Here is a 15,677-nt window from a genome sequence, read left to right on the forward strand (position 1 = left end):
GTAAGGTACAAATGTGCCTTACTTTACTTTTTGTAGAGAGGAGGAGCGATGTGACAGCACTGACGAAAGAGCAACAAGAGCGGTTTATGATTTTGCTGCAGCAACTCGGCTTACCTGAAGAGTTTGTTACACAATATTTTCGTGAAGGCAGAATTGAAAAGCTGATTGTAGATAAGCGGACAAAGAGCTGGTTTTTCAGGCTGATGTTACCGCGTGTGTTGCCTGCTAATGTATACCAACTATTTGAAAGTCAATTAGAGAAAACATTCTCTCATATTGCCAATGTGTCCTTTTCTATTCAAACTTCCACAAAGCAATTTACAGAGCAGGATGTGCAATCATATTGGCCACTTTGTACAAGGAAGATTCCATTTTCTCCTATGTTTGCATATTTGAAAAATCAGCTGCCACAAGTAAATGGCATTAAATTGCAGCTTCAAGTGAACAATGATCTCGAAGCGGCGACAGTTAAAAAGAATATGGCGAGATCAATTGGTGAGCAATATGAACGCTTTGGTTTTCCTCAATTTACAGTAGATACAAAGGTAGTTGGAAACGAAGCTGAAATTCAAAAGTTTCGTGAGCAGACACAGCAGGAAGATCGTGAAAAAGTGCTACAAGCAATGGAGGAAATTGCAAAGAAAGAAGATGTTGTAATTGATGATCAACCGCTTGTTATAGGGTACTTAATTAAACCGGATGAAGAAATTACACTGCTCCGAGATATACGTGAGGAAGAAAAACGAAAAACAATTCAAGGCTACGTGTTCCACGTGGAAACAAAAGAACTGCGTAGTGGTCGAACACTTCTGACCTTCAAAGTTACCGATTATACAGATTCAATTATGGTCAAAATGTTTTCACGTGACAAAGAAGATCTCCCTGCATTCCAAAAAATCAAAAAAGGTATGTGGGTCAAAGTGCGTGGATCGTTCCAAGATGACACGTTTGTTCGAGATTTAATTATGATGGCAAACGATGTGAATGAAATAAAAGGGCCTGTACGTGTAGATCGCGCTCCTGAAGGAGAAAAGCGCGTTGAGCTCCATTTGCATACCCCTATGAGCCAAATGGATGCAGTAACGCCAGTATCTAAGCTAGTGGCACAAGCGAAAAAATGGGGACACGAAGCTATTGCCATTACGGATCATGCAGTTGTGCAATCATTTCCGGAAGCGTACAACGCAGGTAAAAAAAATGACATTAAAGTCATATATGGTGTAGAAGCCAATCTTGTCAATGATGGTGTTCCCATTGCTTACAACGAAGCACATCGTTCGCTTGCAGACGAAACATATGTCGTATTTGACGTAGAGACAACTGGATTATCGGCAGTGTACGATACCATTATTGAACTTGCAGCAGTAAAAATTCATAATGGTGAAATTATAGATCGATTTGAACGCTTTGCCAATCCGCATCATCCATTATCTGCTACAACAATTGAGTTGACGGGTATTACGGATGATATGGTTCGTGATGCCCCGGATGTAGATGTAGTTCTAAGAGAGTTTGCAGAATGGATGGGTGATTGTACGCTTGTAGCCCACAATGCATCCTTTGATATGGGCTTTTTAAATACAGGCTTTAAAAAGTACGGTATGCCAAAGAGCATTAATCCCGTTATTGATACATTGGAATTGGCTCGTTTTTTATTACCAGAGTTAAAAAACCATCGCTTAAATACGCTTTGTAAAAAGTTTGATATTGAACTTGTCCAGCATCACCGTGCCATTTATGATGCAGAAGCAACCGGATATTTACTTGCAAAGATGCTAAAAGAGGTAATTGCCAAAGGGTATACACATCATGATCAGCTCAACGATAGCATGGGGCAAGGCGACTCTTATAAGAGAGGTAGGCCGAGTCATGTCACGCTTTTAGCAACATCTGATGAAGGTTTAAAAAATTTATATAGGCTTGTTTCGTTATCTCATGTGCAATATCATTACCGCGTCCCACGTATTCCTCGCTCAGTGTTAAAAAAATATAGAAGTGGTATTCTTGTGGGCACGGCATGTGACAAAGGTGAGGTATTTGAAGCAATGATGCAGAAAGGACCAGAAGAAGCGGAAGAACTCATCCAATTTTACGATTATATTGAAGTTATGCCGCCTTCTGTATTAAAGCATCTGATTGAGTTGGAACTCGTGCAAAATGAAGGTCAGCTTAAAACCATACTGACCAACCTTGTAAATCTTGGGAAAACACTAGAAAAGCCAGTTGTTGCAACTGGCAATGTTCATTACTTAGATCCTGAAGATGCAATTTATCGTAAGATTCTTATCAGCTCGCAGGGGGGAGCAAATCCACTTAACAGACATAACCTTCCTTCTGTTCACTTCCGGACTACGGATGAAATGCTAGATGAATTTGCATTTTTGGGAGAAGATGTTGCGAAGGAAATTGTTGTAACAAATACACAAAAAGTAGCGGCCATGATTGGTGATGTAAAGCCAATTAAGGACGATCTGTATACACCGCGCATTGAAGGTGCAGATGAAGAAACCCGTGATATGAGTTACAGGCGTGCACGCAGTATATACGGTGATAATTTGCCGGAAATCGTAGAAGCGCGTCTAGAAAAAGAGTTAAAGAGTATTATTGGACATGGATTTGCAGTTATTTATTTGATTTCTCATAAGCTTGTAAAGAAATCGCTGGATGATGGTTATCTTGTTGGTTCGCGAGGTTCAGTTGGTTCTTCTTTTGTAGCAACTATGATGGAGATTACCGAGGTAAATCCATTGCCACCACACTATATTTGTCCAAGTTGTAAACATTCTCATTTCTTTAATGATGGTTCGGTTGGTTCCGGATTTGATTTACCAGATAAAGACTGCCCGAACTGCGGTACACGTTATAAAAAAGACGGACATGATATCCCATTTGAAACGTTCCTTGGTTTTAAAGGAGATAAGGTACCCGATATTGATTTAAATTTCTCCGGAGAATATCAGCCGCGTGCGCACAATTATACAAAAGTGCTGTTTGGTGAGGATAATGTGTACCGAGCAGGTACCATTGGTACTGTCGCGGATAAAACGGCATTTGGTTATGTAAAGGGATATGCTTCTGATCATAATTTAACGATGCGTGGTGCGGAAGTGGAGCGTTTGGCAATGGGATGCACCGGCGTAAAGCGAACGACAGGTCAGCATCCAGGTGGGATTATTGTAGTCCCAGATTACATGGATGTATTTGATTTTACTCCTATTCAGTTTCCAGCAGATGATACGTCAGCAGAGTGGAAAACAACACATTTTGATTTTCATTCTATTCATGATAACTTGCTGAAGCTTGATATTCTCGGACATGACGATCCAACAGTAATTCGAATGCTGCAGGACCTAAGCGGCATTGATCCGAAAACCATTCCAACTGACGATCCTGAGGTTATGAAAATTTTCTCAGGTACAGATTCTTTAGGGGTAACAGAAGAGCAAATTAACTGTAAAACTGGAACACTCGGTATTCCAGAGTTTGGAACGAAATTCGTAAGACAAATGCTAGAAGAAACGAAGCCAACTACATTCTCAGAGCTTGTTCAAATTTCAGGTCTTTCTCACGGAACAGATGTATGGCTTGGAAACGCTAATGAGCTCATTTATAGCGGTACATGTACACTAAGTGAGGTAATTGGATGTCGTGACGATATTATGGTCTACTTAATTTATCAAGGGCTTGAACCTTCTTTAGCCTTTAAAATTATGGAATCGGTTCGTAAAGGAAAAGGCGTACCACCAGAGTGGGAAGAAGAAATGAGAAAGAACAATGTACCAGAATGGTATATTGATTCTTGTAAGAAAATTAAGTACATGTTTCCCAAGGCGCACGCAGCTGCGTATGTATTAATGGCTGTGCGCATCGCTTATTTTAAAGTGCATTTCCCGCTGTTGTACTACGCAGCGTACTTTACGGTTCGTGCAGATGATTTTGATGTAGAGGCAATGACAAAGGGATCGGCAGCGATTCGTGCTAATATTGATGAGATTTTACAAAAAGGTTTGGATGCGTCGCCAAAAGAGAAGAGCTTGTTGACAGTACTTGAGATGGCACTTGAAATGTGCGAGCGCGGCTTCTCCTTTAGTAAGGTGGATTTATATCGCTCTAGCGCAACAGATTTTATCATCGATGGTATGTCGTTAATACCGCCGTTTAATGCAATTGATGGATTGGGAACGAACGCGGCAATTAATATTGTAAATGCACGTGAACAAGGTGAATTTCTTTCTAAAGAAGACCTGCAGCAACGAGCAAAAGTATCTAAAACCATCATCAGTTACTTAGATACTCTCGGGTGCTTAGAATCCTTACCAGATCAAAATCAACTTTCCTTGTTCTAAATCAAAACGCTTTGCAAAATATAGCCAAGTATGCTATAGTAATAAACGGGTAATTCAGGTCGTGCATATTATTACGGAAAGAGTGGGGAAACCCGCTCTTTCGTGTTATTATCGCCTGATTTTTCGTATAAGGAAGCTGTTGCTTGCTATACATAATTGACTATAAGTGTTACTGATTTTGGTAATACTAAGGCAAATCACCCTGCTTTCATGCAGGGGCTTTTGTTATCGTACAGTTAGGAAGGAGGCAGCTCATGAGCAAAGTTACAGAAATCGTGGAAGAGCTGGCAAAACCGATTATTGCGGAATTAAACTTAGAGCTTGTGGATGTAGAATACGTCAAAGAAGGAAAAGACTGGTTTTTACGCGTGTTCATTGACTCAGAAGCGGGTGTGGACATTGAGGAATGCGCAACTGTCAGCGAACGTTTAAGCGAGGCGCTCGATGCCGCAGATCCGATTCCGGATTTATATTTCCTTGATGTTTCTTCACCAGGAGCGGAACGCCCGCTGAAAAAAGAGCAGGATTTTCAAAAGGCGATAGGGAAACAAATAGCTATTAAGACATATGCGCCAATTGACGGAGAAAAGCAGTTTGAAGGAAAGCTACTTTCTTATGACGGTACAACCGTTACATTAGCCATGATTATAAAAACAAGAAAAAAAGAAATTCAAATTCCAATGGAAAAGGTTGCAAGCGCCAGACTTGCAGTTACGTTTTAAAAGAGGGGGATCTTAATGAGCACTGAACTGTTGGATGCTTTGCTCGTATTAGAAAAAGAAAAGGGCATCAGCAAAGATATTATTATTGAAGCAATTGAGGCAGCATTAATTTCTGCATATAAACGCAACTTCAACCAAGCACAAAATGTGCGTGTAAGTTTCAATCCGGAAGTAGGATCTATTAAAGTTTTTGCAAGAAAAGATGTAGTTGAGAGTGTATTTGATCCGCGCCTTGAAATTTCAGAAGAAGAAGCACGTTTAATTCATCCAAATTATCAAGAGGGCGATGTTGTTGAGCTTGAAGTAACACCAAAGGACTTTGGACGTATCGCTGCACAAACAGCTAAACAAGTTGTAACGCAACGTGTGCGCGAAGCTGAGCGCGGTGTTATTTATTCCGAATTTATTGACCGCGAAGAAGACATTATGGTCGGTATTGTACAGCGTCAAGATGCGCGCTTTATTTATGTCAGCCTGGGAAAAGTGGAAGCATTGTTGCCAATTGGTGAGCAGATGCCAAACGAACAGTATAAACCGCATGATCGCATCCGTGTATTTTTGACAAAAGTAGAAAAAACAACAAAAGGTCCACAAATTTTCGTGTCTCGCACGCATCCTGGCTTATTAAAGCGCTTGTTCGAGCTAGAGGTTCCTGAAATTTATGACGGAACAGTAGAAATTCGCTCTGTAGCACGTGAAGCTGGAGACCGCTCCAAAATTTCCGTATACTCAGAGAATCCGGATGTAGATCCAGTTGGCTCCTGTGTTGGACCAAAAGGACAGCGTGTTCAAAGCATCGTCAACGAACTAAAAGGTGAAAAAATTGATATTGTTCGTTGGTCTAACGACCCTGTAGAATACGTAGCAAACGCACTTAGTCCTTCACAAGTGATAAAGGTATTAGTAAATGAAGATGATAAAGCTACAACAGTTATTGTGCCGGATCATCAACTGTCTTTGGCGATTGGAAAAAGAGGACAAAATGCGCGTTTGGCAGCTAAGCTGACAGGTTGGAAAATTGACATTAAAAGCGAGTCTGACGCAAAAAAGGCTGGCATCTTAGAAGAATCATACCAATTTGAAGCAGATGCGTTTGAGGAGTGATACGAAGTGAACAATCGTAAAGTTCCCTTAAGAAAATGTGTAGCTACACAAGAAATGAAGCCAAAACGTGAGCTAGTGCGCATTGTTCGTTCCAAAGAGGGCGAAGTATCTATAGATTTAACGGGGAAAAAATCCGGAAGAGGTGCTTATTTATCTCGTAATAAAGAAGCAATTTTACTGGCGCAGAAAAAAAACATCTTAGAGCATCAGTTAAAAACAAAAATTGATAGTTCTGTGTATGAGGAATTGCTTGCGCTTGTGGAGCAGCCATGAGCAACTGGAGTACGTTTTTGGGATTGGCAAATCGCGCGCGAAAGATTATATCGGGCGAAGAGCTTGTATTAAAAGAGATTAGAGGCGGCAGAGCAAAGCTGGTTTTGCTGGCTGAAGATGCATCAAACAATACGGCAAAACGCATCAAGGATAAAGCGAACTACTATAAAATCCCGCTCAGAACAGTCGAAACCCGACAACAATTAGGGCATGCAATCGGGAGAGATGAACGGGTGGTTGTAGCTGTACTAGATGAAGGCTTTGCAAAGAAGCTGCAAAGCATGCTCGATACAACTTATCGGGGGTGAAGGTATGAGTAAAATTCGAGTACACGAATATGCAAAACAACATAACATATCTAGCAAGGATGTTATTACAAAACTAAAAGAAATGAACATAGAGGTTTCCAATCATATGACAATGTTAGATGACGAAGTAGTTGAAAAATTAAATAACGATTATAATGCAGGCACAGCTAAGCGTTCTATCGTAGAAGAATTTGATGAAGAAGCAAACAAGGAAAATGTTGTGCGCAACAGCAAAAAGAACAGTAATAAGAAAAAGAAAAAAGACCAAGGCAAAAAGACGGATACGCGTCAGGATCGTTTTGCTGCTGCGAAAAAGAGTGCACGTCCTGCAACTGAAACAACTGATAAGGTTGTCTTTTCAGGCTCTCTTACAGTAAGTGAATTAGCAAAGCAACTTGGCAAAGAGCCTTCTGAAATTATTAAAAAATTGTTCTTACTTGGTATTATGGCTACGATTAACCAAAGCCTGGATAAAGACACAATTGAACTCATTGCCGCGGAGTATGGCATAGAGGTTGAAGAAGAAGTTGTTATGGACGAAACGGATTTTGAAACGTTTATTGATGAAAGTGATGAAGAAGAGCATTTGACTGAACGTCCTCCTGTTGTAACGATTATGGGGCACGTTGACCATGGTAAAACAACACTTTTGGATTCCATTCGAAATTCTAAGGTAACTGCAGGAGAAGCAGGTGGTATTACACAACATATTGGTGCGTACCAAGTCGAAGTAAACGATAAGAAAATTACGTTCCTTGATACACCAGGTCACGCTGCGTTTACAACAATGCGCGCTCGCGGTGCACAGGTTACAGATATTACAATTCTTGTTGTTGCGGCGGATGATGGTGTAATGCCGCAGACAGTAGAAGCAATTAACCACGCCAAAGCGGCAGAAGTTCCAATCATCGTAGCGGTAAACAAAATGGATAAGCCGACAGCAAATCCTGACCGTGTGATGCAGGAATTGACTGAATATGGATTGGTTTCTGAAGCTTGGGGCGGAGATACAATTTTTGTGCCAATCTCTGCGTTAACAGGTGAGGGAATCGATAACTTACTTGAAATGATTTTGCTTGTAAGTGAGGTAGAAGAGTATAAAGCAAATGAAAATCGCCTTGCATTAGGTACGGTAATCGAGGCGCAACTGGATAAAGGAAAAGGACCTGTTGCGACACTTCTTGTCCAAAACGGAACAATGCGCATCGGTGATCCAATCGTTGTAGGTACAGCTTACGGTCGCGTACGTGCTATGGTGAATGATCAAGGTCGTCGTGTGAAAGAGGCTGGTCCTTCCACACCAGTTGAGATTACAGGTTTAAATGATGTTCCGCAAGCAGGCGATCGTTTTATGATTTTCGCCGATGAAAAACGTGCACGTCAAGTTGGTGAAACGAGAGCGCAACGAATGATTGTTGAACAACGTGGTGATAAAGCGAAACTGAGCCTTGAAGATTTGTTCCAACAAATTCAGCAAGGTGATGTGAAAGAAATTAACTTGATTGTAAAAGCTGACGTACAAGGTTCTGTAGAAGCATTGGCTGCTTCTTTACAGAAGATTGAAGTGGAAGGCGTTAAAGTAAAAATTATTCATACAGGCGCTGGTGCTATTACAGAATCTGATATTATCCTAGCTTCTGCTTCCAATGCAATTGTAATTGGTTTTAATGTTCGCCCTGATGTGAATGCAAAACGTACGGCAGAAGCAGAAAATGTTGATATTCGACTACACCGTATTATTTATAATGTAATTGAAGAAATTGAATCCGCAATGAAAGGTATGCTAGATCCTGAATTTGAGGAGAAAATCATCGGTCAAGCGGAAGTACGACAAGTATTCAAAGTTTCTAAAGTTGGTACAATTGCCGGTTCTTACGTTATTGACGGGAAAATTACGCGCGACAGCAGTGTTCGTGTAATTCGTGATGGCATTGTCGTGTTTGAAGGCAAGTTGGATACATTGAAGCGTTTTAAAGATGACGTAAAAGAAGTAGCACAAAACTATGAGTGTGGTATAACGGTTGAGAAATTTAACGATATTAAAGAAGGCGACATTATTGAAGCCTATGTCATGGAGGAAATTGAGCGCAAGTGATTGGTGCACTCATCTGTGAATGCATGATTTATGATGCCGCTTCTTTAAAAGATAAGCGTGCTGTATTGCAACGTATTATAATGCGGCTTCGGCAACGGTACAATGTCTCTGTTGCTGAAACAAATTATCAAGATGCGTGGCAAAGAACTGAAATAACCATCGTTGCGGTGGCAGAAGAACGGATTGTATGTGAGCGTGAAATACAACGAGCGCTCACACTTATTGATTCATTTCCAGAAATAGAGCGTACAGTAACGATGTGGGAATGGTACTGAATGAGGTGATTTTATGAAGTTGCGTGCAAATCGTGTGGGTGAGCAAATGAAAAAAGAGCTCGGTGAGATTATTAGTCGCAAGATTAAAGATCCCCGTGTTGGATTTGTAACAGTAACAGATGTGCAAGTCAGCGGAGACCTGCAACTTGCGAAAGTATACATTTCCGTACTTGGTGATGATGAACAAAGACAAAATACATTAAAGGGGTTAGCGAAAGCCAAGGGCTTTATTCGCTCAGAAATAGGACAACGAATTCGTTTGCGTAAAACCCCTGAAATTACGTTTGAATTTGATGAGTCCATCGATTACGGTCATAGAATTGAAACGCTGTTGCATGAAATTAACAAAGATGAAAAGCACGAAGAATGATGGATAGACATTGTCTATCCATTTTTTCTATCGTGAACATGAGGTGAAGGTATGGAAGGTGTATTACTTTTAAACAAACCCAAAGGAATGACATCTCACGATTGTGTCTTTAAGCTGCGAAAACTGTTAAAAGAAAAGCGCATTGGTCACACAGGTACACTTGATCCGGATGTGACAGGTGTGCTACCAATTTGTATTGGAAGAGCAACAAAAATTGCACAGTTTTTAACGAGCGAAGTAAAAACATACGAGGGTGAAGTAACAATTGGTTGGTCGACTACAACTGAAGATTCATCTGGAGAAATGGTAGAACAAAGGAATGTAGACCGCGTAATTACACGCTCAGAGATTCAGGCGGTATTGCAGGAGATGACAGGAACAATTAAACAAATGCCCCCGATGTTTTCAGCGGTAAAAGTAAATGGAAAAAAACTATATGAATATGCAAGACAAGGTATTGAAGTTGAACGTCCAGTACGCACCATTACTATTCATTCTTTTAATTTATTAGATGACCGTGATGTGTTCGAAGGAACGTCTATTTCTTTTCGTTTTCAAGTGACTTGCAGCAAAGGTACGTATGTACGCACGCTTGCGGTTATGATAGGCGAAAAGCTGGGTTATCCAGCACATATGTCTGATCTCATACGTACTGCATCTGGTAAGTTTACGTTAGAGCAATGTGTGACATTGGAGCAAGTAGAAGAAGAGGTAAGACAGGGTAAGATGCAAGGGATGTTACAATCTATTGATGAGGCGTTAGCTACATTTTCAAAATTGGTTGTAGATGAAGAAACAGCCGAGAAGGTAAAAAACGGTGGTTTTTTGCCGAGACCAAGCATTTTTATGGATAAATACATTATGATATTTAATAAGAATAACCAGTGCTTAGCTATTTACGAGCCGCATCCCACTAAAGTAAGCCTATTAAAGCCGACAAAAGTTCTTGTGAATAATCAAGAATTAAAGCTATAATAAAACAAGTATATAAGTACAACTAGAAAAACCGACATTCTTTTTGGGTGGGAAAGAAGAACGGGCAATGTATGGTTGTGGTCAGGGCCTAAGAGATACGCGTATCAAGTAAGAACATATACACATAGCGAGACGTTCTAGCGCTGTGATTTTCTTTCTGTTTCTATGTCGAAAAAACTATGTAAACTTATATAGCTATAAGTAGAAAAGATAACATTCTTGAGATGACAAAGAAGAACGATTGATATGCAGTTGCAATGAGAACCTGCGAGAAGTAAACATCTAGCAAGGTTAGTAGTTCTGGCGCGTTCATTTTGTCGTTGTAGTTACGTTAGTAAGGCTTATACGTGTTTTATAATAAAAGTTAGTTGTAAGAAGGTGGACTTGAGCGTGAAACTCATTCATTTAACGCATCCTCATCAAGTAAATAGAGATGAAGCAGAGCCGGTTGTTATGGCTTTAGGATATTTTGATGGTGTTCATCTCGGCCATCAAAAGGTTATTCACACTGCAAAGAACTTGGCAAGAGAGCGAAAACTGAAAAGTGCGGTAATGACTTTTCACCCGCATCCGTCAGTGGTTCTTAGAAAGGCTACATCGCATGTGGAATATATTACACCATTGCAAGAAAAAGCACGTCTCTTGGCAGCTATGGGTATTGATGTTTTATATGTGGTGGAGTTTAGTAAGGAATTTGCGGCACTCTTGCCGCAGCAATTTGTGGATGACTATATTATTGGTTTACATGTTAAGCATGCGGTAGCAGGCTTTGACTTCACGTACGGCCGGTTAGGGAAAGGTACGATGGAAACCCTGCCGTTTCATTCGAGAGGTGAATTTACACACACAGTTGTGGAAAAGGTTGCCCTGCAGGAGCAAAAAGTAAGCTCTACATTGTTAAGGGGTATGATTCGAGAAGGACGTATGGAAGACATAGAACCTGTACTTGGGAGACGCTATACTGTAACCGGGACCGTTGTGCACGGCGATAAGCGGGGAAGACAAATTGGCTTTCCCACTGCTAATGTAGAGATCAAGGATTATATTTTACCGGCTACTGGTGTATATGCAGTAAAATTGGGCATACATGATAGATGGTACGACGGTGTATGCAATGTAGGGTATAAACCAACTTTTAACGAGGAGCGCAAGTTGTCTGTTGAAGTGCATATGTTTGATTTTGCAGCCGAAATTTACGGTGAACAAGTCGTAATCGAATGGCATCGTCGTATTAGAGCGGAACAAAAGTTTAATGGAGTCACAGAACTGGTAGCACAAATCCAACGTGATAAAGAGCAGGCACAACAATATTTTCATGATGGGCAAGGTCAGACTTGCTTTTTATAAAAAACTGTAGTATTCTAATTTACGTACTTTAATTGAACCATTTACTTGGCATGTCGATTCACCAACGCATGCTAGGAAATTGGGGATTGATATTAGGAGGTGAACAGGATGGCTTTAACACAAGAGCGTAAAAACGAAATCATTGCTCAATACAAAACACATGATACGGACACTGGTTCTCCAGAGGTTCAAATCGCTGTCCTAACTGAGCAAATTAACACTTTGAATGATCACTTGCGTACTCACAAGAAAGATCACCATTCACGCCGCGGTCTTTTGAAAATGGTTGGTAAGCGTCGTAACTTACTTACTTATCTTCGTAATAAGGACATCACGCGTTACCGTGAATTAATTAACAAGCTTGGCTTACGTCGATAGTCAAAAAAGCGGGATGATTCCCGCTTTTTTGTTAGGTAAAAATATATAGTCATTTATTATAGGTTCTTGCAGTTTCGGAGATACTACATAAAGAATGACATTTATTATGCAATTTTTATAAACAGTTTATCGTTTTTTGTATTATAAGCAGGGAAGGCTTTATACAAAACGAATAGTCATATGTATACTGCTTTGCATGATACCATTTACATAGAATTTTTATATTTAGGAATGAGAGGGGTACTTAAATGACTCAAGAAAAGCAAGTCTTCTCTATAGATTGGGCAGGACGAAAGTTAGTCGTTGAAACAGGACAACTAGCAAAACAAGCAAGTGGTGCTGTGTTAATTCGCTATGGAGATACAGCTGTACTTTCTACTGCCACAGCTTCTAAAGAAGCAAAAAATGTAGGTTTTTTTCCATTAACAGTAAACTATGAAGAGCGTCTATATGCAGTTGGAAAAATTCCAGGTGGCTTTATTAAACGCGAAGGACGACCAAGCGAAAAAGCAATTTTGGCTAGTCGTTTAATTGACCGACCAATTCGTCCTTTATTCGCAGATGGCTTCCGAAATGAAGTACAAGTAGTAAGTATCGTAATGAGTGTAGATCAGGATTGTTCTTCTGAAATGGCAGCTATGTTTGGGTCTTCCTTAGCGCTTTGTGTATCTGACATTCCATTTGAAGGTCCAATTGCAGGTGTAGTAGTAGGAAGAATTGATGGACAATTTATTATTAACCCAACGGTAGCACAAACAGAGCAAAGCGATATTAACCTTGTTGTAGCAGGAACGAAAGATGCGATTAACATGGTTGAAGCTGGTGCACAGGAAGTACCTGAAGAAGTGATGCTCGAGGCAATTATGTTCGGTCATGAAGAGATTAAACGTTTAATTGCATTCCAAGAAGAGATTGTCCAAGCAATTGGGAAAGAAAAGCGTGAAATCTCTTTATATGAAGTAGATCGTGAGCTTGAAAAAGAAATTCGTGAAATGGCTGAAGTAGACATGAAGAGTGCTATTCAAGTGCATGAAAAGCATGCTCGTGAAGAAGCAATTAGTGCTGTAAAAGAGCGTGTGATAGCGCATTATGAAGCACTGGAGTCGGATGCTACAGTAATGGGACAAGTTAATGAAATTTTATACATGATGGTGAAAGAAGAAGTACGTCGCTTAATCACTGTTGAAAAAATTCGTCCGGACGGTCGCCGCATTGATGAAATTCGTCCGCTTGCATCCGAAGTGGGACTTATGCCTCGCACGCATGGCTCTGGTTTGTTCACGCGTGGACAAACACAAGCGCTTAGTATTTGTACGCTGGGGGCACTAGGCGATGTACAAATCTTGGATGGTCTTGGGATTGAGGAGTCCAAGAGATTTATGCATCACTACAACTTCCCATTGTTTAGCGTAGGTGAAACAGGTCCGATGCGAGGACCGGGTCGTCGTGAAATTGGGCATGGCGCTCTTGGAGAAAGAGCGTTGGAGCCTGTAATTCCATCTGAAAAAGATTTCCCTTATACTGTTCGCTTAGTATCAGAGGTATTGGAGTCTAATGGTTCCACTTCACAAGCGAGTATTTGTGCAAGCACACTTGCGATGATGGATGCGGGTGTACCAATCAAGGCACCTGTAGCTGGTATTGCAATGGGACTTGTAAAATCCGGCGAGCATTATACAGTTCTAACAGATATTCAGGGTATGGAAGACCATCTTGGTGATATGGATTTCAAAGTAGCGGGCACAGCAAAAGGTGTTACTGCACTTCAAATGGATATTAAAATTGAGGGACTTTCTCGAGAAATTTTGGAAGAAGCTTTACAACAAGCTAAAGTAGGTAGAATGCAAATTCTTCAGCATATGCTGTCTGTTATAAATGAACCACGTGCTGAATTGTCACCATATGCACCAAAAATTTTAACAATGACAATTAATCCGGACAAGATTCGTGACGTAATCGGACCAAGTGGTAAACAAATTAATAAAATCATTGAAGAAACCGGCGTTAAGATTGATATTGAACAAGACGGCACAGTATTTATTTCTTCTATTAATCAAGAAATGAATCAAAAAGCTAAGAAAATCATTGAAGATATCGTACGCGAAGTAGAAGTTGGACAAGTATATCTCGGCAAAGTAAAGCGTATTGAGAAATTTGGTGCTTTTGTGGAATTGTTCAGTGGAAAAGATGGTCTTGTTCATATATCTGAACTGGCGGAAGAGCGTATTCCAAAAGTAGAAGATGTGGTTAAAATTGGTGATGAAATCATGGTTAAAGTTATCGAGATTGATAAGCAAGGCCGTGTAAACTTATCTCGTAAAGTATTATTAAAAGAACAGAAAGAGCAAGCAGAAAAAGAAGTGCAGCAATAAAGAGACGGTTTCCCGTCTCTTTTTTTTTATAACTCCTTATATCAAGTAATGAAACATCATCATAAAGGGTAAGTTATGCATGTTCTGAAAATAAACATTTGTACATACTGTTTGATAAGGAGGAGTTATATGAACCGCATCGCTAGTTTTACTATCGTGAGTTTGCTTTTACTAATCATACAAAATACATATACGCAATACAGTGAATTGTTTAGAGTAGCTGCTGCAACAGAAGGTTTATATGAAGAAATTAAGAGTAAAGCAACTCAGTATAGAAAAGCACCGCAAAACGCAGTTGTGGATAAAATTTGGAAGGCCATACCTGGCTATAATGGCCTAGAAGTAGATATAGAAGCATCGTATCTCAACATGAAAAAACAGCAACAATTTAATTCAGAAAGACTTGTATACAAGGAAATAGCACCAAGTATACATCTACAAGATTTACCTCCTGCTCCTGTATATCGTGGCCATCCGGATAAAAAAATGATTGCTCTAACCATTAATGTAGCATGGGGAAATGAATATCTGCCTGTTATGTTAGAAACATTAAAAAAACATAATGTATTCGCAACTTTTTTCTTGGAGGGACGCTGGGTAAAGGAAAACCCTTCTTTCGCAAAAATGATTGCAGAAGCAGGACAAGAAGTTGGCAATCATTCCTATACACATCCTGATATGAAGACATTATCAGCAGCAGCCATTCGCGAACAACTGAGTAAAACTAATGATATGATTGCAGTTACAACCGGAAAAAAAGTAAAATGGTTTGCGCCACCAAGTGGAAGCTATCGAGATGAGGTGGTAAAAATTGCTGATGAATTGCAATTAGGTACCATTATGTGGACTGTAGACACCATTGATTGGCAACGACCTGCACCTTCTGTTTTAATTGGACGAGTAACGAGAAAAGCACATAATGGTGCAATTGTACTAATGCATCCAACTTCATCAACAGCACAGTCTTTAGATACTCTTATTACGCTACTAAAAAAAGAAGGTTATAGGCTCGGTACTGTATCAGATTTATTGGATGAAAAAAGAATTGATTAAAGTAGAACAAATAGAATATAAAACAAGTCATTCTGTATATGATGATTTGCATGACATGT

13 protein-coding genes are annotated in these 15,677 nt (G+C 40.0%); all 13 read left to right on the top strand.

The genetic code is table 11. From position 1 onward, the window contains the following. Window positions 1-11: 11 nt before the first annotated feature. The 13 genes from EEJ45_RS04845 to EEJ45_RS04905 all read left to right on the top strand — a co-directional run bounded on the left by EEJ45_RS04845 (window position 12) and on the right by EEJ45_RS04905 (window position 15,618). On the top strand, window positions 12-4,346 hold the full coding sequence (locus EEJ45_RS04845; protein WP_124563668.1) for a PolC-type DNA polymerase III: 4,335 nt from the start codon (window positions 12-14) through the stop codon (window positions 4,344-4,346). A gap of 254 nt (window positions 4,347-4,600) precedes the next feature. Further along, window positions 4,601-5,068 (top strand): ribosome maturation factor RimP, encoded by a 468-nt coding sequence (rimP, locus tag EEJ45_RS04850; RefSeq protein WP_124563669.1) that lies wholly within the window; start codon window positions 4,601-4,603, stop codon window positions 5,066-5,068. 15 nt (window positions 5,069-5,083) lie between these two features. Continuing rightward, on the top strand, window positions 5,084-6,172 hold the full coding sequence (gene nusA, locus EEJ45_RS04855) for a transcription termination factor NusA (protein WP_124563670.1): 1,089 nt from the start codon (window positions 5,084-5,086) through the stop codon (window positions 6,170-6,172). A 6-nt stretch (window positions 6,173-6,178) separates the two neighbouring features. Further along, the gene (gene rnpM / locus EEJ45_RS04860; RefSeq protein WP_124563671.1) at window positions 6,179-6,445 is read left to right on the top strand and encodes an RNase P modulator RnpM; all 267 of its coding nucleotides are present in this window, start codon (window positions 6,179-6,181) and stop codon (window positions 6,443-6,445) included. Continuing rightward, a complete protein-coding gene (locus EEJ45_RS04865) occupies window positions 6,442-6,753 on the top strand; it encodes a YlxQ family RNA-binding protein (protein ID WP_124563672.1) in 312 nt (103 codons plus the stop codon). Before rnpM ends, EEJ45_RS04865 begins: the two co-directional genes overlap by 4 nt. Before the next feature lie 4 nt (window positions 6,754-6,757). Then, the gene (gene infB, locus EEJ45_RS04870) at window positions 6,758-8,848 is read left to right on the top strand and encodes a translation initiation factor IF-2 (protein ID WP_124563673.1); all 2,091 of its coding nucleotides are present in this window, start codon (window positions 6,758-6,760) and stop codon (window positions 8,846-8,848) included. Further along, window positions 8,845-9,123: a DUF503 domain-containing protein gene (locus EEJ45_RS04875; RefSeq protein WP_124563674.1), complete on the top strand. Its 279-nt coding sequence runs from the start codon at window positions 8,845-8,847 to the stop codon at window positions 9,121-9,123. The genes infB and EEJ45_RS04875 overlap by 4 nt, the downstream gene beginning before the upstream one ends. Window positions 9,124-9,136: 13 nt before the next feature. Continuing rightward, the gene (rbfA, locus tag EEJ45_RS04880; RefSeq protein WP_124563675.1) at window positions 9,137-9,493 is read left to right on the top strand and encodes a 30S ribosome-binding factor RbfA; all 357 of its coding nucleotides are present in this window, start codon (window positions 9,137-9,139) and stop codon (window positions 9,491-9,493) included. A gap of 51 nt (window positions 9,494-9,544) precedes the next feature. Next, a complete protein-coding gene (gene truB / locus EEJ45_RS04885; protein ID WP_124563676.1) occupies window positions 9,545-10,468 on the top strand; it encodes a tRNA pseudouridine(55) synthase TruB in 924 nt (307 codons plus the stop codon). Window positions 10,469-10,858: 390 nt separating this feature from the next. Beyond that, window positions 10,859-11,815: a bifunctional riboflavin kinase/FAD synthetase gene (ribF, locus tag EEJ45_RS04890; protein ID WP_124563677.1), complete on the top strand. Its 957-nt coding sequence runs from the start codon at window positions 10,859-10,861 to the stop codon at window positions 11,813-11,815. Between the two features lie 108 nt (window positions 11,816-11,923). After that, window positions 11,924-12,193, top strand: coding sequence for a 30S ribosomal protein S15 (gene rpsO, locus EEJ45_RS04895; protein WP_124563678.1), 270 nt, complete (start codon window positions 11,924-11,926; stop codon window positions 12,191-12,193). Window positions 12,194-12,441: 248 nt separating this feature from the next. Beyond that, window positions 12,442-14,565 (top strand): polyribonucleotide nucleotidyltransferase, encoded by a 2,124-nt coding sequence (pnp, locus tag EEJ45_RS04900; protein WP_124563679.1) that lies wholly within the window; start codon window positions 12,442-12,444, stop codon window positions 14,563-14,565. Window positions 14,566-14,694: 129 nt separating this feature from the next. Then, window positions 14,695-15,618 carry a polysaccharide deacetylase family protein gene (locus EEJ45_RS04905; protein WP_124563680.1) on the top strand — a complete coding sequence of 308 codons (924 nt, stop codon included), beginning with the start codon at window positions 14,695-14,697 and terminating at the stop codon, window positions 15,616-15,618. Window positions 15,619-15,677: the final 59 nt, after the last annotated feature.

Origin of the sequence: Ectobacillus antri, from assembly GCF_003852715.1 — a bacterium.
GTDB classification, from domain to species: domain Bacteria; phylum Bacillota; class Bacilli; order Bacillales; family Bacillaceae_G; genus Ectobacillus; species Ectobacillus antri.

What these genes read in the sequence shown, in the direction of transcription:
- rbfA (WP_124563675.1), top strand. Translation starts at nt 9,137, where the DNA reads ATGAAGTTGCGTGCAAATCGTGTGGGTGAGCAAATGAAAAAAGAGCTC.
- EEJ45_RS04905 (WP_124563680.1), top strand. Translation starts at nt 14,695, where the DNA reads ATGAACCGCATCGCTAGTTTTACTATCGTGAGTTTGCTTTTACTAATC.
- nusA (WP_124563670.1), top strand. Translation starts at nt 5,084, where the DNA reads ATGAGCACTGAACTGTTGGATGCTTTGCTCGTATTAGAAAAAGAAAAG.
- rpsO (WP_124563678.1), top strand. Translation starts at nt 11,924, where the DNA reads ATGGCTTTAACACAAGAGCGTAAAAACGAAATCATTGCTCAATACAAA.
- pnp (WP_124563679.1), top strand. Translation starts at nt 12,442, where the DNA reads ATGACTCAAGAAAAGCAAGTCTTCTCTATAGATTGGGCAGGACGAAAG.
- infB (WP_124563673.1), top strand. Translation starts at nt 6,758, where the DNA reads ATGAGTAAAATTCGAGTACACGAATATGCAAAACAACATAACATATCT.
- EEJ45_RS04865 (WP_124563672.1), top strand. Translation starts at nt 6,442, where the DNA reads ATGAGCAACTGGAGTACGTTTTTGGGATTGGCAAATCGCGCGCGAAAG.
- EEJ45_RS04845 (WP_124563668.1), top strand. Translation starts at nt 12, where the DNA reads ATGTGCCTTACTTTACTTTTTGTAGAGAGGAGGAGCGATGTGACAGCA.
- truB (WP_124563676.1), top strand. Translation starts at nt 9,545, where the DNA reads ATGGAAGGTGTATTACTTTTAAACAAACCCAAAGGAATGACATCTCAC.
- rimP (WP_124563669.1), top strand. Translation starts at nt 4,601, where the DNA reads ATGAGCAAAGTTACAGAAATCGTGGAAGAGCTGGCAAAACCGATTATT.